Source organism: Denitrobaculum tricleocarpae, from assembly GCF_007004665.1.
In the GTDB taxonomy this organism is placed as follows: Bacteria; Pseudomonadota; Alphaproteobacteria; order Kiloniellales; family Kiloniellaceae; genus Denitrobaculum; species Denitrobaculum tricleocarpae.
In genome coordinates this window covers 479,496-501,620 of sequence record NZ_ML660053.1, presented here as the reverse complement: position 1 = coordinate 501,620, position 22,125 = coordinate 479,496, and the positions used below count along the sequence as shown (strand labels likewise).

Below are 22,125 nucleotides of genomic sequence, written 5' to 3'. Positions count from 1 at the left end.
GCAATCGCCCTGGCCCGGATTACAGCAGTTACAATTGGATTGACGCAACAGTCCTGCATTGCCATATGCGCGACAAAGCTTAAAGCGTCATTCGCCTTGAATACAGCTTCTAAAGCAGAGGGGCATCCTCCCGCCGCTCAAGAGGAGCTTATTCCGGACGCTTGATCGTGACGAGGCTGCCGCCCCCGCTGGTATTTCCCGCAAAAGGATGATTTTCCGGCGAAGAGGCGATAGTCTCCTCGTAAGCACCAACTCAGGAGAGCGATCGCTTCCGGCCCAGAATGACAAAGGCTTCGGCTCACGCTCTCATGTTGCGGAACAAAAAGCTGAAACGCCGCATGGCGCAGATTGAAAGATGACTGAGATGAAGATCAAATCCTTAGCAGCTGTCACCCTGCTCGCTCTAATGACCGCCGCCTGCTCGAACGATGGCGACGGGCCAGGCACGAAGCAGACCATCGGCGGCGTCATTGGCGGCGTCGGCGGGGCCGTTATCGGCTCCCAGGTCGGCAGTGGCTCCGGTCAGTTGGTTGCAACAGCCGCCGGTGCTTTGCTCGGCGCATTGGTCGGCAGTGAACTCGGACGGTCCCTGGATGATGCGGATAAGGAAAAAGCCGAAAGAGCCTATACCCAGGCAACGACCGCACCGATCGGTCAGCAGATCAGCTGGAACAATCCGGACAGCGGAAACTCGGGAACCGTCACGCCCACCCGCGAGGGAACGGCGGAAAATGGCAACTACTGCCGTGAATTCCAGCAAGAAGTAACCGTCGGAGGCGAAGCCGAAACTGCTTACGGCGTGGCCTGCAGGCAGCCCGATGGCTCTTGGCAAATCCAGTCTTAAGCGCTAGGGCATAAGCTGACGCCACGACTGAAGCACTCGAGACAGAACCAATCGCGCAGCAAGGGAACTGCCTTGCAGGGAATACGGCCACGCAACAAGCGAAAACGGCGATAGAACACGGAATGAAAGACCCTTACAAGACCCTGAACGTCTCCAAAACGGCGACTGCCGATGAGATCAAGTCGGCCTACAGAAAGCTGGCCAAAAAACTGCACCCAGACCTCAACCCGGGCAACGAGGCCATCGAACAACAGTTCAAAGAGGTCTCGCAGGCCTATGGCATTCTGGGCGACGCTGAAAAGCGAAAGAAGTTCGACGCGGGCCAGATCGACAGCTCCGGACAAGACACGGGCTGGCAGGGCGGATTCTACCGTCAGCGGGCCGGTGATAGCCAAAAATACAGCCGCTACGACTTCGGCGAAGACGTGGGCGTCGGTGACATTTTTTCCGACCTCTTTGGCGGCGGCCGCTCGCAGAGACGGACCCACTCCGTGCGGCGCAAAGGCGCGGATGTCTCTTATGCGGTGGACGTCGACTTCATGGAAGCGGCGGCAGGGGCCACCAAGCGTATTCGGCTTGGCGAGGGCAAAACCCTCGATATTCGCATCCCTCCTGGAACCGAGGACGGACAAAGCCTGCGTCTTAAGGGTCAGGGCATGGCCGGTGTCGGCGGCGCGCCCAGCGGCGACGCGCTCATCGAAGTCACCGTGCGCGGTCATCCGCATTTCTCCCGCGACGGCATGAACATCACCCTGGACCTGCCGGTCTCCCTGCCCGAGGCGGTGCTGGGGGCCGCCATCACCGTGCCGACCATGGCCGGTAAGGTTTCCATGAAAATCCCGCCCGGCTCGAACTCCGGCACGACCTTGCGCCTGAAGGGCAAAGGCATCCCCGGAAGAGGCGACAAAGCCGCGGGCGATCAACTGGTGAAGCTGCGGGTCGTCTTGCCGGAAGCTCCGAACGATGAATTCAAGAACTTCATCGAAACCTGGTCGGAAAACAACAAATACAATCCGCGCGCCAAAACCGATCTGAGCTAGAAAGCAATCTGGCGCCCGGATATGGCGGCGAGATACAACAGAGCGGAAACAAAGAAAGTACGGGGCCACAGATGCTCAGAAGCGTAGATGATCTGGTCACAGAGTTCGACGTCACCGCGTCGGAAATAACCATCTGGATTGAACAGAACTGGGTCCTGCCGAGTGAACAGGACGGCGAATATCACTTTGACGAGGACGACTTCGCCCGCGTCAAGCTGATCGCCGAGTTGCGGCGCGATATAGGAGTCAACGAGGAGGCCATGCCTGTGGTCCTGCGCCTGCTCGATCAGGTTTACGGCCTGCGCCGGGCCCTGGAGCAGCTCAATGGCGCGATCCAGGAGCTCCCGGAAGACGCCCGGGAGATGCTGGAAGAAAACCTACGCGGATCGTCCGAGAGTTAGCTTGAGGACTCGCGAATTACGATGGCCTTGATCGCTTTGGGATCTTTTTTCAGCAGGAGAGAGCTTGAAGGCGGGCCTACCGGCCCGGTGAGAGTTCTCGACGCCCTGAAAACAAATCCCAAAGCGACCCAACCAGGCGGTAAGCTTACGCCTTTTGGTCATCGTTGTGTCGTCGGTCACGATACCTTTGCATCGCTCCGCTCCTAACGCCTTGCCAAAAAACGTAAGCTTAACGTCAAGTCCTTCGTAATTCGTGAGTCCTCAAGCTCAGGGCCTCCACCACAGGCTTCGTCGCGAGCAGGTCGCCGAGGCTCGTTTCCGTGATTTTTCGACCGCTGCTGTTGAGTTTGCCGATAATCTCGTCAACATTTTCCGGCCATCCCTGCCCCGGCTCCAGGGTCAAATCCAGAGATACCATCAGGTCCTTGAGCTTTGCGCAGTTCAAATCGCGCGACAACACCCAATGCGCCCCCGAAGTCCGCGCGACAAAGCGGTCCCGGCGCAGGCCGTAGAGCACGTCGCCCAGTTCGTCAAAACTCACCGGAAACCCTGCGACCAGGCTGAGTTCGCGGACCTTGCGCCCATCCTGGGCCGCCAGATGAAGCCTGGAAAGGATTGCCAGCGCGAGAGCGAGCCTCGCACCGGGCGCACCGGATTCCTCGCCCCGCTTCAGATTCGCCCGCCACTCCGGCAGGGACGCTGCGATCTCCGCTCCGAAGAGGATCACCGCCCAGGAGAGGTACATCCAGACCAGAAAGATCGGAACAGCCGCAAGTGCGCCGTAAAGCGCCTGATAGGATGGGAAATGGGTCAAGTAGAGTGCAAAGCCCTTCTTCAGCACTTCGAACATAAATGCGGCCACGACCGCGCCCATGACGGCGTGCCGGAAGCGGACAGGCCGGTTCGGCACGACGATAAACAGCAAGGTGAAGGCACCGGCGGAGAGGATCGCGGGCAGGAACTGAGTCACATTGAAGAACGAACGGGTGTAGCCCTCGATCCCCGACCATTCGACCATGGCATATCCATAGCCGGACAAGGACAAAGAGGCCCCGATCAGTAGAGGCCCAAGTGTCAAAAGAGCCCAATAGACCAGGAACTGAAGGAACAGAGAGCGCTGGTCCGCGACCCGCCAGATCGCGTTAAAGGCGCCGGTAATCGTCGAGAGCAGGACCAGCGCCGTGACCGCCAGAGCAATCACCCCGATTCCCGTCGTCCTGGTCGCGTTTTCGATGAAGGACGCCAACTGCTCGCTGATCTCAATCCCCGTGTCGGGCAGGAAATTCTCGAAGACCAAGCCCTGCAACTCGATCCGGATCTCTGTAAAGGCCGGGAAGGCTGAGAGCACAGTCAGCGCAATCGCCAACAGCGGAACCATGGCCAGAAGCGAGGAGTAGCTCAGAGCCGCAGCCGAGCGCGGGCAGCCGTCCTTGAGGAAACGTCTCCCTGCATAGAGCATCACACTTGGCAGATCGCGCAGCGTTTTGACCGGTCGAAGATTCTTGACCGAGTGCAGGGTCTTGCTCAATTCGAATCGGGCCGACATGGCTTATCCAATTCACAATTTGTGTATGACTGTTTCACGATAACACGATAAAAGCGGAATTCCGTGCAATCAATTGACCTTAGGGCCCCGCAAAGCCTACAAAGGCCGCCGGAAAGCGGCTGTGCGGTACCTTTGACCCGCCGGGGCATTGGTGTAGGATGCGGCTTCTCTTAAGGGTAGTGCTACAGTGAGGAAATGAATGTCTGATTCGCAACCGATCATGGCCGGCAAGCGCGGGCTCGTCATGGGCGTGGCGAACGATCGATCGATCGCCTGGGGTATCGCGGCGCAGGCACATGCGCATGGTGCGGAGTTGGCCTTTACCTATCAGGGCGAGGCCCTGGCCAAACGGGTGAAGCCGCTCGCCGAATCGGTTGGCTCCGACATCGTTTTACAGTGCGACGTCACGGATGACGCCAGCGTCGATGCTGTTTTCGCGGCTCTGGAAGAGAAGTGGGGTAAAATCGACTTCGTGATCCACGCGATCGCCTATGCGGACAAGGAAGAACTGAAAGGCCGCTATGTCGATACCAGCCGCGAAGGCTTCCTGCGCAGCCTCGATATCTCCTGCTACTCCTTCACCGCGATCGCCCAGCGTGCCGTGCCGCTCATGAACGAAGGCGGCAGCCTGCTGACCCTGACCTACTACGGCGCCGAACAGGTTATGCCCCACTACAACGTCATGGGTGTTGCCAAGGCCGCTCTCGAATCCAGCGTGCGCTATCTGGCGGCAGATCTGGGATCAGAGGGTATTCGCGTCAATGCGATCTCGGCCGGGCCGATCAAAACCCTGGCGGCATCGGGCATCGGCGATTTCCGCCATATCCTGAAGTGGAACGAGTATAATTCGCCATTGCGTCAGAACGTCTCCATCGAACAGGTAGGCGGCGCAGGCCTCTATCTGCTCTCCGATCTCTCCAGTGGTGTCACGGGCGAAATCCACCATGTGGATTCCGGTTACCACGTGGTCGGCATGATGGCGGTCGACGCGGCCCCGCAGCTCGCGGACCTGCTGTCCAACTTCAATCCGCAGTCCTGATCTCTTCCCATGGCCGGTAACGCCCTCGGCGAAAGTTTCCGCTTCACCACCTGGGGTGAAAGCCACGGTCCGGCTATCGGCTGCGTGATCGATGGCGTGCCGCCGCGCGTGCCACTGAAGGAATCGGATCTTCAGGGCTGGCTGAACGCCCGTAAGCCCGGACAGTCGCGCTTCACCACCCAGCGCCAGGAGGCCGACGAGGTTAAAATCCTCTCGGGCGTCTTCGAAGGCGTGACGACCGGAACGCCGGTTTCGCTGGTGATCGAAAACACCGATCAGCGCTCCAAAGACTACAGCGACATCAAGGACAAGTTCCGGCCGGGCCACGCCGACTACACCTACTGGACCAAGTACGGCATCCGCGACTACCGCGGCGGCGGACGCTCCTCCGCCCGTGAGACCGCCATGCGGGTTGCCGCGGGCGGCGTTGCCCGCAAGGTCCTGGACCACATCCTGCAAGAGAGCGTGAGCATCAAAGGCGCGCTTGTGCAGATGGGGCCGCACCACATCGACCGGGAGAAATGGGACTGGGCCGAAACCGGTAACAATCCCTTCTGGTGCCCTGACGCAGCCGCCGCCGCTGACTGGGCCGACATTCTGGATGCCGCGCGAAAAAGCGGATCCTCCCTGGGCGCGGTCGTCGAAGTGGTCGCCAGCGGCGTTCCCGCCGGGCTGGGCGAACCGGTCTACGACAAGCTCGATGCCGACCTCGCCAAAGCCATGATGAGCATCAATGCGGTCAAGGGTGTTGAGATCGGCGCCGGCTTCGCCAGTGCCGCCTTCTCCGGCGAGGAAAACGCTGATGAGATGCGCATGGACGGCAACAGGATCGCCTTCTCTTCCAACCAGGCCGGCGGTGTCCTGGGCGGCATCAGCAGCGGTCAGGATGTGGTGGTGCGCTTCGCCGTCAAACCAACCAGTTCGATCCTCAGCCCGCGCAAAACAGTCGACATCTTCGGCAAGGACACCGAGATCTTTACCAAGGGCCGCCACGATCCCTGCGTCGGCATCCGGGCGGTTCCGGTCGGCGAGGCCATGATGGCCGTGGTGCTGGCCGATCACCTGCTGCGCAACCGCGCGCAATGTGGCTGACCTTGGGTGGTTATCCTTGGGTGGGTGAACGCAGGCGGTTGAAGGCTCAGCCGACTCTCAAATAAAACTAGTTTCGTTTGAAACCAGCGACCAGTTCAACGTGCCCGGACCAGGGGAACTGGTCCACCGGAGTGACCTCGGTGAGCTCGTATCCCCCTTCAACCAGAGTGCGAGCATCCCGCGCAAAGGTATTGGGATTACAGGAAACGGCAACGATCGTCGGGATGCTTGAATCTGACAGCTCAAAGGCCTGATCCTTTGCCCCGGCCCTTGGCGGATCGAAGACGACGCAATCGCCGCCTTCCAGCTCATCGGCACTGACCGGCTGACGCATCAGGTCGCGCTGCTCGACTGTGATGCGGTTGGCCAGGTCCGCCCGGCGTGCCGCCGACCAGAGCGCCTCCAGTGACCGCTCGTCGCCCTCGACCGCATGCACCCGGCCCCGCTGCGCCAGCGGGAAGGTGAAGGTTCCGGCCCCCGAGAAGAGATCGGCGATAGTCTCCGCCGTCTCCGGTACCAAACCCATGACCAGCTCGGTCAAGATCTCCTCGCCTTCGATACTCGGCTGCAGAAATCCGCCGGGCACCGGCTCGACGGCAATGCCGCCAAACGAAAGCTTCGGATTCCGGCGGACGGTCAGCGGCTCGCTCTCCTCGTCCGGATGCTGCCAGGAAAGGCGTGCCAGATCTTCGGCTTCGGCAAAGGCAGCCCAGTGCTCGCGCGCCTGGAGATCCAACTCTGCCGCCGAAACGATCAGAAGGTCGAGGCCACTCTGGGTCTCGGTGGCGACGATGTCGGCGTGATCCCGGTCCGCAAGAATAGCCGCCAGGGCGGTTCGCAGCGGTGCAATCAGCGCCCGCAGTCCCGGCGTCACCAGCAGGCAGATCTCCAGATCGACGATAAGGTGACTCTCCCGTCCGTTGAAGCCGAGACGTACTTTCTTACCCTGCTTGACTGCGCGCAGCGACATCCGGCGGCGCGTACCGGGTTCGATCCGTCGCAACGGCTGCACCAGGTCGCCGGTAAACCCCCGGCGCGCCATGGCCTGAACCACCAGATCCCGCTTCCACTCGACGTAAGGCGCAGGGTCGAGGTGCTGCACGGTACAGCCGCCGCAGGGCCCGAAGTGCGGGCAAGGTGGTTCCACCCGGTTTGGTCCCGTCTCCAGCAGTTCGACGACCTCGGCTTTCAGCCCCCCGCCCCGCTCGCCCTGGATTCGCGCGATCACGCGGTCGCCGGGCAAGGTCATGGGCAGGAACACCGGTTTACCCTCAAGCTGGGTCACGCCATCGCCGCGCGCGCCCAGGGACTCGACTGTCAGTTCCAGTTGCCGTCCGCCACCGCGTCGCGTTTTCCGCCGCATCGCTTCATCACTTCCTTGTCTTTTAAGTCGCCAACCGCCACGGACACAGCGGCAGAGCTGGCGCAGATTAGCCATTCCCGCCGTGGACGCAAGCCAAGCAAGGACACAACTTCGCCCATCCCCTGCAACACTACACCTGTGGTAGCGTAACCCACGTGCGAGTCGCGAAAGATCTTCGATGCCGAAACCGCTGACAAGGTGTCTTGGTTCCGTCGCAAAAGGGTCAAACCCAGCCGATAGATTTCTCTCGGACAGGACGACAGAAAAGGAAGTAACAGAGCGTGAGACGGTTTCTTTGTACTCTTCTCGTGGGCATAGTGTGCCTTCTTTCGGGCGCAGTCACCCCAGCAGCGGCAAACTCAGATATGACATTGGTGAACCGGATCGATCAGCTGCGTCCCGATGCGCCGGCATTGGCGGCGCACGGGCCTCATGCTATTGGCGTGCGCACGCTCGAGGTCAGCAACCCCAATCAAATCGACATCCTGCGGGTCCTGGAAGGCCAGCCTCTACCGCGCTATGACCGTCCCCTCACGCTCGAAGTCTGGTACCCGGCGGCCCTCAAAGAAGATGTGACACAGCGGGGCAGCTACGATGTTTTCCTGCGCGACGGCAAGACCGAAGTCACACTCCACGGCAGGGCGGTGCGCGACGCCGAGCCCTTGACGACCGCGGGCTCCTTCCCCCTGGTTCTGATCTCCCACGGCTATCCGGGCAACCGCTTCCTGATGAGCCACCTGGGCGAAAACCTGGCAACCAAGGGTTACGTGACGGTTTCCATCGATCACACGGACAGTACCTACAACGACAAGGCCGCCTTCGGCAGCACCCTGGTCAACCGCCGCCTCGACGTGGCTTTCGTGCTCAGTGAAATGAGCCGTTTTGCCATCGAGGAAGGTCATTTTCTTGCCGGCATCGTAGACAGTTCCAACACCGGCCTGATCGGCTACTCCATGGGCGGCTACGGCGCGGTGATCACGGCCGGCGGCGGTGTGACCGAAACCTCGGTCGGCTATGACTGGGGCGCCCCTGCCCGCACACTCGCCATGCATCAGGCGGGCAGCGAGCGCCACGAAGCTCAGATGGACCCGCGCATCAAGGCCGTCATTCCCATTGCCCCCTGGGGCATGACCCGGGACGTCTGGGATGCTGAGGGCCTGACCGGCGTGCGCATTCCCAGCTTCTTCATGGCCGGCAGCCAGGACGGTGTCTCGGGTTATGAAGACGGTGTGCGCGCCATCTTCGAGCAGAGCGTCAATGCAGAGCGCTATCTGCTGACCTTCGATCATGCGGGCCACAATGCCGCCGCCCCGATCCCCGCCCCCGTCGAGGCCTGGAAGCCCAGCCCGCATCTGGATTTCGTGCCCTTCGAGCACTACGCCGACCCGGTCTGGGACACCCTGCGCATGAACAACATCGCCCAGCACTTCGCCACCGCCTTCTTGGGCAAGCACCTTAAGGGCGATGCGTCGATGGATGCCTATCTGGATCTGATCGAAAACGCGGAAGAGGGCATCGAGGCGCGGAACGACGACGGCACGCCGAAAGCCGGGCACAGCGCGTGGAAAGGCTTCCAGGAGGGCACCGCGAAGGGCCTCTCACTGCAGCGTAAAGGCCCCGGCGAACGGTAGCCGGTTCGCTGCATAGATCTTCAGAACCACCCTAACCCACCATAGCCGCATCGTCTTGATCTCGCGTCACCTCCTCGACCTTGCGGCGCAGGAAGTCGATGTGCAGACGCAGCGTGTAGGCGCTGGCGGCGAAGCCCGCCGGGACCGAGACCTTCTCGACCGAGGCCTCGATCTCATCAAGGCGGGCCGTGGCGTCGGCGCGGGAGATGGAGTTTGCGCGCAGCTCGTCATCCAGGGCCTGAAGTTCCTTGTACCAGCGGTTCACCTTGGAGCGCATGCGCCAGCTGTAGGTCGGCGGCAGGATCTTGAAGAGCGGATAGAGCAGCGTGAGCAGCGGCAGCAGCAGGATCTTCAGGCGGTCGATCAGATTAGCCGCCCAGAAGGAGAGATAGCGCTGCAGGAACGGGGGGCCTTCATCGTAAAAACGCTGCGCGACCGGCGCCAGAGGATAGGTCACGAAGTTGCCGCCCGGAAAGGACCCCGGCTTTTCCAGCAGGCCGCCGCTGCGGTGGGTGTCACGCATGGTCAGAAGCAGCAGATCGGCGAGCGCCGGGTGGAGCTCCGGCGAAAAAACCACGGTCGCGGTCGGCGCCAGCAGAACGGTATCCTCGGCGGGCAGATTATTCGCGAGATCGACGGTTCCCTTGGGCAGCAGAACCTTCGAGAGATAATCGTTGCGCCGGACATAAGCATCGGCGCGCTCGAAATTCATGAGGGCGATGCCGGGCGCCTCAAGAAGCGCTCTGATCCTGGGCGAGGTCGCCGAGGTCACGAAGATGGCCGCGTCGATATCGCCCGCCTGCAGCGCCGCCTCTGCCGTCACGCCGTCGAGCGCGGCCAGGCTCGCGGTTGCGTCCGTAATCCCGTTGTCCGCGAGGAGCGCCAGGGCCACCGAGCGCGTGCCGCTGCCCTCGGCTCCAACGGCGATGCGCAGGCCCGAAAGCTCGGTCAGGCGCCGGGGTTTGCCGTCGCTGCGAACGAAAACCCATAGCGGTTCGTAGTAAAGGCTGCCCAGGGACTTCAGGTCCGTATGATCCGCCGGCTCTCCGATCCCGCTTTGCATAAAGGCGACCGGCACATCAGCGTCCGGATCCGACAAAAGCGACAGGTTTTCACTGGAGCCGGCCGTCGAGCGCAACACCAGCTCGATGCCCTCTTCCCGGAAGCGTTCGGCGTAGAGCTTGCCGTAGGCGTGATAGGCACCGCTCTCGGACCCGGTCGCCATCACGATCCTGTCCGGTGGCGGCGGTCCGACGAATTGATAAGCCACAACGAAACCGGCGATCACCAGGATCAGGGCCGGGGCAACAACCGCAATCTGCGCCCAAAGGCTCTGAAAGATCCGGCGGCGCTTATCTCTTTTTCGCGTATCGGGCTGATGATCGTTCTGCGCTTTGACCGCCATTGCGCCTCAATTCCCCCAAAGTGCCAGCCCCAGAGTGCAGGCATGGCCTGTTAACAGGTTCTCATGATCCGCAACAGTACATTCAGGCGCAACCACCTTGCTCTAGGCATGACCGCTGGGAGAGCCGTCGGCAAAAAGCCGGTCGCCCTGCTCGTCGATGATCTGTTTGCCCTTCCGGATGGCGTAGGTCTCCGCCTCTTCGCGCGATGTAAAGAGATCTGCACGGATAAAAGTCCGCTCCAGCTCACCCTCATCGCCCGGCTTGAGGATCACACCCGCCAGCCGCCACTGATTGTCGGCTTTGTCCGGGGCCGCACAGATCTTGTAACCCTCGTACTCCACGGCCTCGCCCCGTTTGGGTGGTCCGCTGTCCTCGGGTGTTTTGCCGGCCAGGCCGCCAAAGAGACGTGAAAGAAAAGATGTCATGGGGATAATCTACCATGTGACGGCGCGACTGCAATCGCCTGCTTCGCAAAGTCTGGGCCCTGACTTAAATCCAGCGCCGGACCCTGGACATGTAATCGCGGTATTCGTCACCGAATTTAGCTTCGAGATACGCCTCCTCCCGTCCGATGACATAGAAGCGGACAACCACAAGGCAGGGTATCAGCAAGACCAGTGCGGCAAAGCTCCCGCCCGCGATGGCAATGCCCGCGCAGACAAACGCCATCCCCAGGTAAATCGGGTTCCGGCTGTAGCCGTAGATACCGTCATCGATAATCGCTGTGGTCGGCTTCCAGGGCTCGATGTTGGTTCCCGCTCTCTTGTGACGCGGCGCGCTGGCGATCAGCAGCGCAAGTCCGATCGCAACAAGAAAACCGCCGGCAAGCATCCAAACCACGGCCGCCAACGCCCCCATAGCCCAGGCGGAGTCGTACGCCAGGCCCGCGAGCAGCGGCAGGAGAAAAATAACCGGCGGCGGCACCCGAACCCCGGCGTGATCCTTTTGCGATTGCTTCTCGTCGGTCATGATTCGGCGTCCCCGCTGTGGTCATAACGCGGCAGACCGTCATTTATATCCGCCCAGCTCACGCACTCCGCAAAATGGACATGAAAGTCCGGCCTGAAATTCGCCGGGTCTTCGAGACTGGCCGCGTAGAAATGAATTTCATCCGGATACTGGTCCGTCTCGTAGGCTATCGGCGTCCCGCAGTTTCCACAGAAAGAACGCCGGACACCGGGCGAGGAAACATAGACTGAGGGTTTCCGGCCGGTGAAACTGGCCGCCGTGCGGGGCACACCCAGGAAGCTGGTGAAAGCAGACGAAGTGTTGCGGCGGCAGCTCTCACAGTGACAGTGCCCGCACCAGTTTTCGGGCCCCTCGTATTCGAAGGACACCTGACCGCAAAGGCAATGTCCGCGCCGTTTCGACATAGTGTTCATCCTGCTCGTAATTGACGCCTTCTTTGCAGACAGTTTGTGTCATTTGAAGCGCTCAAACACTTCCACATTGAAAATCCCGGCGTCCAGAGGCTATTGGTGATTTCCAACACAAGGATATCGCGAAAGACCCGGGAATGACATCACAGGACAGCCAAAGAGTGAGCAAAGATGCGGTGGTTTCTCTGGTTGAGATCACCGGCAAAAGCGTCCGGAGAATCACCGCGCTGAAGGTTGCCCCTTCTCAAACGTCATTTGTCTCCAACAACGCGACCTCGATCGCCGAAGCCTACTTCGAAAAGGGCGCCTGGTTTCGGGCCATCCATGCCGGCGAAACCCCCGTGGGCTTCGTGATGCTGTACGATCCAAGCCTGCCGGGCGCCAAGCCATTAGACGACGGCAAAGCCAGCGATATCTGGCTCTGGCGCTACATGATCGCGGAGCCCTTCCAAAGGCTCGGACTAGGCCGCAAAACGCTCGACCTCATCGTCGAACATGCACGCAGCCGCCCCGGCATGACCGATCTGCTGGCAAGCTACGTCCCCGGCCCCGGCTGTCCGCGGGAGTTTTATCTGAAATATGGTTTTAAGGAGACCGGCAGAACCTGCGCGGATGGCGCTGAAAACGAAATTGCCCTTCGCCTGTAGCTTTCAAGCCAGAACCCCGCAGCTTTTAAGCCAGAACCGCGGCTACACCCAGGGCGAGGAAGCTATAGCGCGCCGCTTTCGCGACGACCACAATCAGAATGAACGGCAGGAAAGGCGTGCGCATTACGCCTGCGATCAAGGTAATGGGGTCACCGATCAGGGGCATCCAGGAGAGTGCAAGGGACCATATGCCCCAGCGGCCGTACCAGGCTTGCGCCCGGGCGAACTCATCTTCGTTCACCGGAAACCACTTGCGGTCCCGGTAATGAGAAAAGAAGCGGCCGAGGATCCAATTGACCAGGGACCCAAGGGAGTTCCCGAGCGTCGCGACGGCCACCAGCGGAAACACGGCCTCACGTGCCAGAATACCGCCATCCGCCGTCAGCAATGTCATCAGCACGGCTTCGGAGCTGCCGGGAAGCAGTGTCGCCGAGGTAAAGGCGCTGACGAATAAGAGCCAAAGGGATGCCGTCACGCGACTGCCATGACCTTTCCGCCATTTCCCTTACGCCACAATCGAAAAGCCACCTTCATAGGGCTGCCCTGGATTCATCGGTTCCTGTCCGCAGGATGCGTTTGCGCAGAATGAGCGAAGTGAGGGATCAGATCAAGCGGACAGGAATCTCCAAAATCAACTTAACCCGTTGACTTAGGCAAAAAATTACGTTGCCGCAGAACCTCTATCGACCCAATATACCTGCACGCATAGCTCGCCTCTTTCAGCCGCCGCTCGCCCGTCAAACAGGAACCGATCTGAAATCATGAAAGTCATTCTTTTTGTCCTGAAGTGCATTGTGGGTCTCTTCGCGACCCTGGGTTTCCTAATGGTTCTGGCCATCGCCATTTCAATATCCGCTTTGCAGGACAATATCAGCCGCTTCGATTACGAGCCTGATCCACTGCCCGAGCGTGTTGTGCTTCAGCTCGATCTGTCCGATGGCGTCAGCGAGACGAGCCCGCAGTCGCCCTTCAGCCGCGCCTCGCACGGTGGCGGATTGGTTCTTCGGGATGCGGTGGATGCATTGTCGCGCGCCAGCAGCGATCCGCGCGTGGTTGGGGTCGTCGCACGTGTCGGACGTGGCCCGCTCGGCATTTCACAGGTCCAGGAACTACGCGAGGCCATTGCGGGATTCAGGGCAACCGGCAAATTCTCTATAGCATTCGCGGAGTCCTTCGGCGAGGGCGGCGACGGCACCCTACACTACTACCTCGCGTCCGCCTTTGAAGAGATTTGGCTTCAGCCTTCCGGCGACCTGGACATTACCGGCATCCAGTTGGAAAGCCCCTACATTCGCGGTCTGCTCGACAAACACGGCGTGAAGCCGAGCTTCGGTCAGCGCGAGGAGTATAAGGGTGCGGTAGAGTTTTTGACCGGTGAGGAAATGTCCCAACCGGTAAAGGAAAACCTCCAACAGCTCGTGGATTCCTGGCTTGAGCAGATCGTCGAGGGTGTGTCGGAGAGCCGCGGACTCGGGCCCCAGCTCACGCAGGAACTGATCGACCGGGCGCCTCTGTCGGCCACCGAGGCAAAAGACGCGGGCCTGGTGAGCGAACTGGGCTACTGGGATGGCGTTTTGGAATTCGCGTTCCCTGACGAAGACTCAAGCCCGGTCGACATCCGTGACTACTACGCGGGGCTTGAAGAGGAGTTCTCCGACGGCCCGGTCATCGCCCTGGTTCAGGGCGCGGGCGCCATCGCGCTGGCCGAGAACGACGATTCCTTCGGCGGCTCTTCGGTGATGGGGTCTGACACCATCTCAGCGGCCCTGCGCCGCGCCGTCGACGACCCCGACGTCGCAGCCATCGTATTTCGTGTCGATAGCCCCGGCGGCTCCTACGTCGCCTCCGATACGATTTGGCGCGAAGTGGTGCGGGCCCGGGAAGCCGGGAAGCCGGTGATCGTCAGCATGGGCGGGCTGGCGGCCTCGGGAGGATACTTCGTCTCCGCCGCCGCCGAGCGGATCGTCGCCAACCCGGCCACCATTACCGGCTCAATCGGCGTTGTCACCGGCAAGGTCGTGCTCGACGATCTCTGGCGCGAGTATGACATCGGATGGGATGGCGTCCAGGCGGGCCGCAATGCCGGGATCTGGAGCGCGAACCGCGACTTCACACCGCAGCAGTGGCAGATGCTGCAAACCTCACTCGACCGGGTTTATACCGACTTCACTCAAAAGGTCGCCGAAGGACGCGGCCTCCCCCTACCGGACGTCTTGTCCTCGGCCAAAGGACAGGTCTGGACCGGGCGCGACGCGAAGGAGCTCGGGCTGGTCGACGAACTGGGTGGTTTTGCCACGGCACTGAAGCTTGCCCGCAGCGCAGCCGGTTTGACGGAGGGACAATCCCACCAGCTGAGAGTGCTGCCTGAGGCGCCGTCCTTCGAAGATATGATCCGTAAACTCCTGTCCGGTGAGTTCAGCGGACCAGGGATCGGCGGCATGATCCGCGACCTTGCCCGTTTGACCGAGGTCGCCGCTCCCTTCATGGAAACCATGGAGCGGGCAACCGCCGATCCGCGCAGCCGTACACTTGAAGCCCCCTTGCTGCGCGCACCCGAATGAGCCATCGAAAAGCTTGATCTCTTCACTCGGTTTCAGGATCTGTCTCTTACAGCGATCCGTTTCAGGCGGATCGCTGTAAGCCGCCCATCCGGCTTATCCATCGCTCATCAATACCGTTAGCAAGCACGCTTCGCCTCGCAGGAACTGCTATCTTTTGGCGAAAAATCTATTCGGTACGGCTCTCGAATGTAAAAACCCAACTGAGGCCAAACCAGACCGGTTCGAAGCGCTGCTCACAACCAGGAGCGTTCAGAGAAACCTCTGGTTTTGCAATTTATCGACCTATCAGATGAGACACCCTCAGCGCAGTTGAGCAGAGACGACAACTTTGCCTGATGTTTTCTTACACCTATCACGAGTTTCTTATTTTCATAATATCAGTAGCTTATGCATAGGCATGCGTATGACTATGGTTAAAATTCAACTTAAACAATAATTAATCAAACGCTTCTAGCTTTTGCTCTGCTCATTTGAATCCTTTGTAACTGGTTAAGAAGTGAGAAGAGTGAAATGCCCAGTAAATTTTTGAAATGTGTATTTGCAACATCGCTTATGTTCTCGACGGTCAGTGCAGCACACGCACTCGAGATAGGCGTTGCATGGCAAGGCAAGTCGGGGATGGCGAAACGTGTTTTCGCCGGGTTCGAAGAACAGATCAAAGCGATCGCGCCCGATGCCAATCTTGAAATTCGTCCGGCACTCGGCAGTGCCGCCGAGCTCGAGGCTGCGATCTCGGAGTTCGAAGGCTCCAAAAAAGTCATGGTCATCCTGCGGTCAAACGGCGCGAAAGCGCTCGGCAAACGGCCGCCCAGTATCCCGACCTTCATCGGTGGCGCCAACCATCCCGGACAGCTCGGCGTGATCGCGGATCTCTCGGCACCCGAAGGCAACATTACGGGTGTGACCTATTACATCGACTACGAAACCCGGCTTGAGTCTTTCCAGGCTGTGATCCCGGACCTCAAGACTATTCATCTGATTGTCGAGGAAGGCCATCCCAGCGGACCTGTCGATGCCGAAGGCACGATGGCGGCCTGTGCAACACTAAATCTGACCTGCACCAGCAGTGCCGTCAAAGGCCGCGATGCAATCGTTGCTGATATCGAGAAGAACAACGGTGTTTCCCTGATCGTGCTGGGCAACCAGGCCCCACTCTATGATCAAAACATGGATGCCATCAATGCGGCAGCCGGAGATGCTCCCGTCGCCGCCTATGCGGCAGGTGCCGTCAAACTGGGTGCTCTAACGGCGCTCTCGGCGGACGATCATAAGCTGGGCGCCATGCTGGCCACCAAGCTGATGGAAGTCGCCAGCAGTGGCGTGTCCGTGCAGGAAGTTCCGGTCGGCTTCGATGAAGACCCGACGCTGGTGGTTAACATGACCACACTCTCGTCCCTGGGCCTGGAGCTTGCTCCCGAACTCTTCGAGGGTGCTGAACTCATCGAGTAGCCTCACCGAAGCGATCTTAAGACGGTCCTTTTGAAGGAATGATTTCATGTCTTCGATATTTTCACTCTCACTCGGTAAGAAAATCACGATGCTCTCGGTTATACCGGTGATTATCGGGATCTTTGCCCTGGTGTTCATCTCTGTTAGCCACCTCGACCGCGAACTCTACGCGGCTGCCGCAAAGGCAAACGAAGATGGGTCGAACTCGATGAGCGATCGGGCTTCGGGCGCCGTGAAATTCAGGCAGAAAACATCCTTCGAGAAGCTCGTCGACGGCTACTACGAAACCTCTAACCTGATGGCCGTGCGCGCGTGGATAGGTGAGACGGACGTGCTCTTTGAATCAACGTCCCCGAACCTCTCCACGCCCGTGCTGGAAGAACTTTCCAGAGACCTGGAGAACGGAACACGCGTCGGAAACCATCAGATTTACGTTCAGCCCATAATGTACGGGAAAGGCGATAAACGAACGACCATCGGATACCTGGCCACGGCCTGGGACACGACAGAGATCGCCGACAAGATCACAAATACCAAACTCACATTGATCTACATATCCGCGGCAGTCTTGCTGTTTGTCATCGCCATCATGGCTTACCTGATCCGCCGCTCCGTCTCCGCGCCGATCCAGAAAACGACCACGATCATGAGCGAGATCGCCGGCGGAAATCTGGACATCGCAATTGAAGGCAAAGAGCGCAAGGACGAGATCGGCTCCATGATCCAGGCCGTCGAGGTCTTCAAACACAACAGTCTGGAGCTCCGCCGCGCTGAAGCCGAGCAGGAAGAGACCCGGCGCAAGGCCGAGGAAACCAAGCGCGCCGACATGAACCGGCTCGCCACCAGCTTCGAGGAAAGCGTCAAAAGTATTGTCAACGAGGTGTCTCTGGCGATCGGCGATATGACTTCAGGTGCCCAGCGCCTTTCCGAGACCGCCGGACGCACGAACCAGACCAGCGGCAACGTGGCGACGGCTTCGGCTGAAACCACCGCGAATGTGCAGACGGTCGCCTCGGCCTCCGAGGAACTCTCCCGCTCCATCCAGGAAATCAGCCGAAAGGTCGTTGATTCCTCCAACGTCACATCCGAGGCGGTTCAGCAGGTTGAAACCACGAACGAGGAAGTCGGCGGGCTCTCGGAAGCTGCCAGGAAGATCGGCGACGTGATTGACTTGATCTCGGATATCGCCGAACAGACCAACTTGCTCGCCCTCAATGCCACCATCGAGGCTGCCCGCGCCGGAGACGCAGGTAAAGGCTTCGCTGTGGTCGCCTCGGAAGTCAAAAATCTGGCAACCCAGACCGCAAAGGCGACCGAAGAAATCGGCGAGCAAATCGGCGCGATGCAAACCGCAACCGAAGCTGCGGTCGACGCCATCAGAAGCATCGGCTCCACCATCGCCAAGGTCGACGAGATCGCGTCTTCAATCTCCGCCGCGGTCGAACAGCAAGGTGCCGCCACGCAGGAAATCTCCAGGAGCATCCAGGAAGCCGCCGACAGCACGCAGCGAATCTCGACAAGCATCGACGACGTCAGCAGCTCGGCCGATCAAACCGGTCAGTCAGCGGAGTCCATGAAGGATGCCGCTTCGCACCTGACGGACCTCTCGGACAAACTGCATGGCGAAGTCGATACCTTTTTGCGGGAAATCAAAACGGCTTAGCTTGTCCGGGCCAAATTGTACGGCCCGGATTTTCTGGCCCGGATTTTCTGGCCCGGGTTGTCTGGCGGCCGAATCTTATGTCGACGAATCCCTCCGCGCGGCAATGAGAAACTCGACGTTACCCTCCGGTCCCTTGATCGGACTCTCGATCAGTCCGATCACCGACCAGTCCGGCAAAGATTCGACCCAGGTCCGGATCTCCCCGCAGACCTTTTCATGAAGTTCAGGGTCCCTTACCACCCCGCCCTTGCCGACCAGGGCTTTACCCACCTCGAACTGCGGCTTGATAAGTGCCAGCAGGGTCGCACCGGGCGCGGTCAGGGTGAGTGCGGCAGGCAGCACCGTCCGCAGGCCGATAAAGCTGGCATCACACACCACCATATCCACGGCTTCTGTAATCTGATCACGGGTCAGGTGGCGGGCGTTACAGCGTTCCAGCACCACAACGCGCGGATCCTGGCGCAGTTTCCAGGCCAGTTGGCCATGGCCCACATCCACCGCGAAGACCTTCGCCGCGCCCTTGCTCAGCAGAACGTCCGTGAAGCCGCCGGTGGAGGCGCCGACATCCAGCGCGGTCAGGCCCGCCGGATCGACATCAAAGCTTTCCAGGCCCTTGATCAGCTTCAGTCCGCCGCGGCTCACCCAGGGATGGTCCTGGCCTTTCATTTCAAGAGGCGCGTCCTCTGGCAGCGTCTGACCCGGCTTATCGATGCGCCGGGTATCGCTGTAGACCAGACCGGCCATGATCATGGCCTGGGCGCGGCTACGGCTCTCCACCAATCCCCGCTCCACCAGCAGCTGATCAATCCGTTGCTTACGTGGTTTCTTCATGCCCCGAGGCTGTAGGTTATTTTCCACGCATCAGGCAATGGAAAAAACGATTGACCGGGTTGCGTCAGATCAGATTGTCATTTCGCCGGACGATTTGAAGCGGTCCGAGCAGCTCCACAAGTACAGACAGTTAAACAAAATCAATTAATTATGACATAGAAATCGTCCAGCGGACGAAACGGCGCCGGGACCGCGCAACACCGGCTGCTCGAAGTAAAAATACAACTTTATCCGGGCTCAAGGCATCGCTTCTTCTCACCCTAATCCCGTTCTTTTCCCGGGCGACATTGCGAAACGATTGACTCAACTGGTCTTCTGGTCTAGTGACCGTACCAAAATACCAGTCAATGTTAAATTTGACCGTTAAAGTGGGGGAGGAAAGAGATGAACAAAGTCGTGTTCTTGGCTGCTGAAAGTTCGCATCTGGAGAAGGTGGCCCACCACTCCATGAAGGATGCAATTGCGGAGCGTTTCGCAACGCTGATTGCTTCGGGTGCACTCTCCGTGGGGGATACTCTGCCAAGCGAACGGGAGCTGGCGTCGGCGATGGGGGTCAGCCGCGAGACGATTCGAGGCGCGCTCCTCATACTCTCAACAAAAGGCATTGTCTCGATCGTGCAGGGGGCCCGCACCCGGGTGATTTCCGCCGATGTCGGCGATCTGGGCATGTCTGCCCTATCCCAGGGCAGGGTCACGGATTACACGCTTGACGATGTTCATGAAGCCCGCCTCACCGTCGAGGCACGGGTCGCCAGTCTCGCCGCGGAGCGGATCGACCCGGCAAGCATCGAACGCCTTTCGGATCTGATTGACACCCAGGAAGATACCATCGGTGATCCGATAAGATATCTCATCGCAGATCGTGAATTTCACACTGAGATCTATCGCGCCTGTGGCAATGCGGTCCTGTCCGATCTTGCCGCCACGCTCTATTCCTACCTGCTTGACCACCGCCGACGCGTCGTCGCCGAACCGGGTGCCATCGAGCGGAGCATCAATGATCATCGAGAGATTTTGTCTGCGCTCAAGACCGGAGACGGACCGGCTTTAACTGCGGCTTTTGGCGTCCACGAGCGCCGTATCTACGACACCACCCGCGAACTGATGGCGACGTCATGATGAAAGAGAAAAACCTGCATGTCATGATTATCGGCGCGGCCGGGATGATTGGCAGAAAACTCGCCGAACGTATTGCTGAAACGGGGTGCATCGGGGGGCAAATCGTCTGCGAGCTGACACTGGTCGATGTGGTCGAGCCCGACGTCGCAGGCGGATTTGACGGCATGCGCAAGGTGCTGGCCGCAGACCTGTCAAAACCCGGTGTCGCGGCACGTCTGGTCGCGAATCGGCCGGATGTCATCGTTCATCTGGCCGCAGTCGTATCAGGGGAGGCCGAAGCGGATCTCGAGAAGGGGTACCGTATAAACCTCGACGGCACGCGCGCGCTGCTGGAGGCTATACGAAGTATTGAAAAATACGTCCCAAGGGTCATTTACGCGTCATCCCTGGCGGTCTTCGGCGCTCCTTTTCCGTCGAAAATTCCGGACGATTATCACTTGACCCCGCTGACCAGCTACGGGACGCAAAAGGCCATTGGGGAGCTGATGCTCAATGACTATTCCCGGCGCGGATTGCTCGACGGAGTGGGCATCCGTTTTCCGACCATCTGTATCCGGCCCGGGGTGCCGAACAAGGCAGCGTCGGGTTTCTTCTCGGGGATTTTGCGCGAACCGCTGAACGGGAAAGAAGCAGTCTTGCCGGTCGACGAGACTGTGCGTCACTGGTTTGCAAGCCCACGCTCTGCTGTTGGGTATATCGAGCATGCGGCGACAATGGACACGGCTTCTCTGGGCGCGCAGCGCAACATGACCATGCCGGGCGTCTCAGCCACGGTCGCTGAGCAGATCGATGCCCTGCGTCTGACCGCAGGCGATGCAGCCGTCGCATTGATCCGCCGGGCGCCTGATCCGGATATTACCAGTATTGTCGCAGGTTGGCCGCAAGACTTTGACACCGCGCGCGCCCTGAAAATGGGTTTTCGTGCTGAAAAATCCTTCCGCGAGATCATCGAGGTCTACCTGGAGGATGAGATGGGGACCCCCGCCCCATCTGATGGTGCCCCACCACAGGCACCGCAACACCTGCGCGATGCGCAGGATGTAACGCCATAGACAAACCTTTTTTGGGAGGACTTAGATGAAATCCACTGTCATCGCGCTCGCAGGCGCAATCGCTCTTGCCACAGGAATCGCAGGCGCGGGCGCGTCCGCACAGGCTCAGACATCCATCGTCGTCGGGCACACGCTGTCGCCGGATTCACACTACGCGATCGGGGCCGAGGCCTTTATTGCCAAGCTCGGTGAATTGTCGGACGGAAGCTTTACCGGCAACCAGGCGCCCGCAGGCCAGCTTGGCGGTGAGCGGGATATGATCGAGGGGCTACAGATCGGCTCGCTCGATGTTGTGATCACCTCAACCGGCCCCCTGGGCAACTTCGTTCCGGAAGTCTATGCCCTGGATCTGCCTTTCCTGTTCCGTGACTACGATCACGCCCGCACGGTTCTCGACGGCGAGATCGGCAAGGAACTGCTGGAGAAAATCAACGGCAACCAGTTGGTCGGCCTCGCCTGGTCGGAGAACGGTTTTCGCCACGTAACCAATTCACAACGCCCCGTGCGCACGCCTGCTGATCTCGATGGCCTCAAGCTGAGGACCATGGAGAACCGTGTTCACATGGAAGCCTTCTCGAAAATGGGCGCGGCCCCGACACCCATGGCTTTTCCAGAGCTGTTCACAGCGCTGCAGCAGGGTGTGGTTGACGGCCAGGAGAATCCCGTGACCGTTATCACGGCCTCGAAGTTCTGGGAAGTTCAAGACCATGTTTCGCTGACGGGTCACGTCTATTCGCCGGCCGTCATCCTTGCTGCACCGAGCCTGATGGATGGTCTGACCGAAGAACAGCGTGGCTGGTTCTACGAGGCCGCCGCTGCTTCAGCTGCCGCGACCCGCGCTGAGGTGAACCGGCTGGAGGAAGCCGGTGTTGCGTTGCTGCGCGAGAACGGCATGGAAGTCATCACCGATGTCGATAAAGCGCCCTTCGCCAAGCTCGCCGAGCCCGCCTACTCTGTCTACACCGACCGGCACGGCCCCGATCTGGTGACGCGTATCCAGGCTGTCAAATAAACCCGGCCCCCTCTCAGGCAGGCGCGGAAGACCCCGCGCCTGCCTCTTTT

21 protein-coding genes are annotated in these 22,125 nt (G+C 59.9%); 13 read left to right on the top strand and 8 right to left on the bottom strand.

Going from position 1 to position 22,125, the window contains the following annotated elements:
* Nucleotides 1–364 precede the first annotated feature (364 nt).
* From FKG95_RS07160 to FKG95_RS07150, 3 genes are all read left to right on the top strand, one after another.
* A complete protein-coding gene (locus tag FKG95_RS07160) occupies nucleotides 365–844 on the top strand; it encodes an RT0821/Lpp0805 family surface protein (RefSeq protein WP_142895636.1) in 480 nt (159 codons plus the stop codon).
* A 122-nt stretch (nucleotides 845–966) separates the two neighbouring features.
* Nucleotides 967–1,884, top strand: coding sequence for a DnaJ C-terminal domain-containing protein (locus FKG95_RS07155; RefSeq protein ID WP_142895635.1), 918 nt, complete (start codon nucleotides 967–969; stop codon nucleotides 1,882–1,884).
* A gap of 71 nt (nucleotides 1,885–1,955) precedes the next feature.
* Complete coding sequence (locus FKG95_RS07150; RefSeq protein WP_142895634.1) at nucleotides 1,956–2,285, top strand: chaperone modulator CbpM; 330 nt, start codon at nucleotides 1,956–1,958, stop codon at nucleotides 2,283–2,285.
* Nucleotides 2,286–2,520: 235 nt separating this feature from the next.
* Here the strand turns inward: FKG95_RS07150 and FKG95_RS07145 are convergent, their stop codons facing one another.
* On the bottom strand, nucleotides 2,521–3,831 hold the full coding sequence (locus FKG95_RS07145; protein ID WP_142895633.1) for a YihY family inner membrane protein: 1,311 nt from the start codon (nucleotides 3,829–3,831) through the stop codon (nucleotides 2,521–2,523).
* A gap of 199 nt (nucleotides 3,832–4,030) precedes the next feature.
* Here FKG95_RS07145 and fabI point away from each other — a divergent pair, with 199 nt between their 5' ends.
* Nucleotides 4,031–4,870 carry an enoyl-ACP reductase FabI gene (gene fabI, locus FKG95_RS07140; RefSeq protein ID WP_142895632.1) on the top strand — a complete coding sequence of 280 codons (840 nt, stop codon included), beginning with the start codon at nucleotides 4,031–4,033 and terminating at the stop codon, nucleotides 4,868–4,870.
* A 9-nt stretch (nucleotides 4,871–4,879) separates the two neighbouring features.
* Nucleotides 4,880–5,962, top strand: coding sequence for a chorismate synthase (aroC, locus tag FKG95_RS07135; RefSeq protein WP_142895631.1), 1,083 nt, complete (start codon nucleotides 4,880–4,882; stop codon nucleotides 5,960–5,962).
* Nucleotides 5,963–6,029: 67 nt separating this feature from the next.
* Here the strand turns inward: aroC and FKG95_RS07130 are convergent, their stop codons facing one another.
* On the bottom strand, nucleotides 6,030–7,325 hold the full coding sequence (locus FKG95_RS07130) for a class I SAM-dependent RNA methyltransferase (protein ID WP_142895630.1): 1,296 nt from the start codon (nucleotides 7,323–7,325) through the stop codon (nucleotides 6,030–6,032).
* A gap of 365 nt (nucleotides 7,326–7,690) precedes the next feature.
* Here FKG95_RS07130 and FKG95_RS07125 point away from each other — a divergent pair, with 365 nt between their 5' ends.
* Nucleotides 7,691–8,956, top strand: coding sequence for an alpha/beta hydrolase family protein (locus FKG95_RS07125; protein ID WP_142895629.1), 1,266 nt, complete (start codon nucleotides 7,691–7,693; stop codon nucleotides 8,954–8,956).
* A gap of 31 nt (nucleotides 8,957–8,987) precedes the next feature.
* Here FKG95_RS07125 and FKG95_RS07120 read toward each other — a convergent pair whose 3' ends face one another.
* The 4 genes from FKG95_RS07120 to FKG95_RS07105 all read right to left on the bottom strand — a co-directional run bounded on the left by FKG95_RS07120 (nucleotide 8,988) and on the right by FKG95_RS07105 (nucleotide 11,735).
* A complete protein-coding gene (locus FKG95_RS07120; RefSeq protein ID WP_142895628.1) occupies nucleotides 8,988–10,361 on the bottom strand; it encodes a TAXI family TRAP transporter solute-binding subunit in 1,374 nt (457 codons plus the stop codon).
* Between the two features lie 102 nt (nucleotides 10,362–10,463).
* On the bottom strand, nucleotides 10,464–10,787 hold the full coding sequence (locus FKG95_RS07115; protein ID WP_142895627.1) for an HlyU family transcriptional regulator: 324 nt from the start codon (nucleotides 10,785–10,787) through the stop codon (nucleotides 10,464–10,466).
* 64 nt (nucleotides 10,788–10,851) lie between these two features.
* On the bottom strand, nucleotides 10,852–11,331 hold the full coding sequence (locus FKG95_RS07110) for a methyltransferase family protein (RefSeq protein ID WP_142895626.1): 480 nt from the start codon (nucleotides 11,329–11,331) through the stop codon (nucleotides 10,852–10,854).
* On the bottom strand, nucleotides 11,328–11,735 hold the full coding sequence (locus FKG95_RS07105) for a GFA family protein (protein ID WP_179953963.1): 408 nt from the start codon (nucleotides 11,733–11,735) through the stop codon (nucleotides 11,328–11,330). The genes FKG95_RS07110 and FKG95_RS07105 overlap by 4 nt, the downstream gene beginning before the upstream one ends.
* A 167-nt stretch (nucleotides 11,736–11,902) precedes the next feature.
* Here FKG95_RS07105 and FKG95_RS07100 point away from each other — a divergent pair, with 167 nt between their 5' ends.
* A complete protein-coding gene (locus FKG95_RS07100) occupies nucleotides 11,903–12,388 on the top strand; it encodes a GNAT family N-acetyltransferase (protein WP_218940099.1) in 486 nt (161 codons plus the stop codon).
* A gap of 25 nt (nucleotides 12,389–12,413) precedes the next feature.
* Here the strand turns inward: FKG95_RS07100 and FKG95_RS07095 are convergent, their stop codons facing one another.
* The gene (locus FKG95_RS07095) at nucleotides 12,414–12,863 is read right to left on the bottom strand and encodes a YqaA family protein (protein WP_246116711.1); all 450 of its coding nucleotides are present in this window, start codon (nucleotides 12,861–12,863) and stop codon (nucleotides 12,414–12,416) included.
* A 286-nt stretch (nucleotides 12,864–13,149) separates the two neighbouring features.
* Here FKG95_RS07095 and sppA point away from each other — a divergent pair, with 286 nt between their 5' ends.
* The 3 genes from sppA (at nucleotide 13,150) to FKG95_RS07080 (ending at nucleotide 18,061) form a co-directional block, all read left to right on the top strand.
* Complete coding sequence (sppA, locus tag FKG95_RS07090; protein WP_142895623.1) at nucleotides 13,150–14,949, top strand: signal peptide peptidase SppA; 1,800 nt, start codon at nucleotides 13,150–13,152, stop codon at nucleotides 14,947–14,949.
* 618 nt (nucleotides 14,950–15,567) lie between these two features.
* Entirely contained in the window at nucleotides 15,568–16,398 is an 831-nt protein-coding gene (locus FKG95_RS07085; RefSeq protein ID WP_179953962.1) for an ABC transporter substrate binding protein, read from the top strand.
* Between the two features lie 46 nt (nucleotides 16,399–16,444).
* Nucleotides 16,445–18,061: a methyl-accepting chemotaxis protein gene (locus FKG95_RS07080; RefSeq protein WP_142895621.1), complete on the top strand. Its 1,617-nt coding sequence runs from the start codon at nucleotides 16,445–16,447 to the stop codon at nucleotides 18,059–18,061.
* Nucleotides 18,062–18,136: 75 nt separating this feature from the next.
* Here FKG95_RS07080 and FKG95_RS07075 read toward each other — a convergent pair whose 3' ends face one another.
* Nucleotides 18,137–18,892 (bottom strand): TlyA family RNA methyltransferase, encoded by a 756-nt coding sequence (locus tag FKG95_RS07075; RefSeq protein WP_142895620.1) that lies wholly within the window; start codon nucleotides 18,890–18,892, stop codon nucleotides 18,137–18,139.
* A gap of 384 nt (nucleotides 18,893–19,276) precedes the next feature.
* Here FKG95_RS07075 and FKG95_RS07070 point away from each other — a divergent pair, with 384 nt between their 5' ends.
* The 3 genes from FKG95_RS07070 to FKG95_RS07060 are packed head-to-tail and all read left to right on the top strand — an operon-like array spanning nucleotide 19,277 to nucleotide 22,075.
* Nucleotides 19,277–20,011 carry a FadR/GntR family transcriptional regulator gene (locus FKG95_RS07070; RefSeq protein WP_142895619.1) on the top strand — a complete coding sequence of 245 codons (735 nt, stop codon included), beginning with the start codon at nucleotides 19,277–19,279 and terminating at the stop codon, nucleotides 20,009–20,011.
* On the top strand, nucleotides 20,008–21,063 hold the full coding sequence (gene denD / locus FKG95_RS07065; protein WP_246116710.1) for a D-erythronate dehydrogenase: 1,056 nt from the start codon (nucleotides 20,008–20,010) through the stop codon (nucleotides 21,061–21,063). Before FKG95_RS07070 ends, denD begins: the two co-directional genes overlap by 4 nt.
* Before the next feature lie 25 nt (nucleotides 21,064–21,088).
* Nucleotides 21,089–22,075, top strand: a complete 987-nt coding sequence (locus tag FKG95_RS07060) for a TRAP transporter substrate-binding protein (RefSeq protein WP_142895618.1) — start codon at nucleotides 21,089–21,091, stop codon at nucleotides 22,073–22,075.
* The last annotated feature ends 50 nt before the right edge of the window (nucleotides 22,076–22,125 follow it).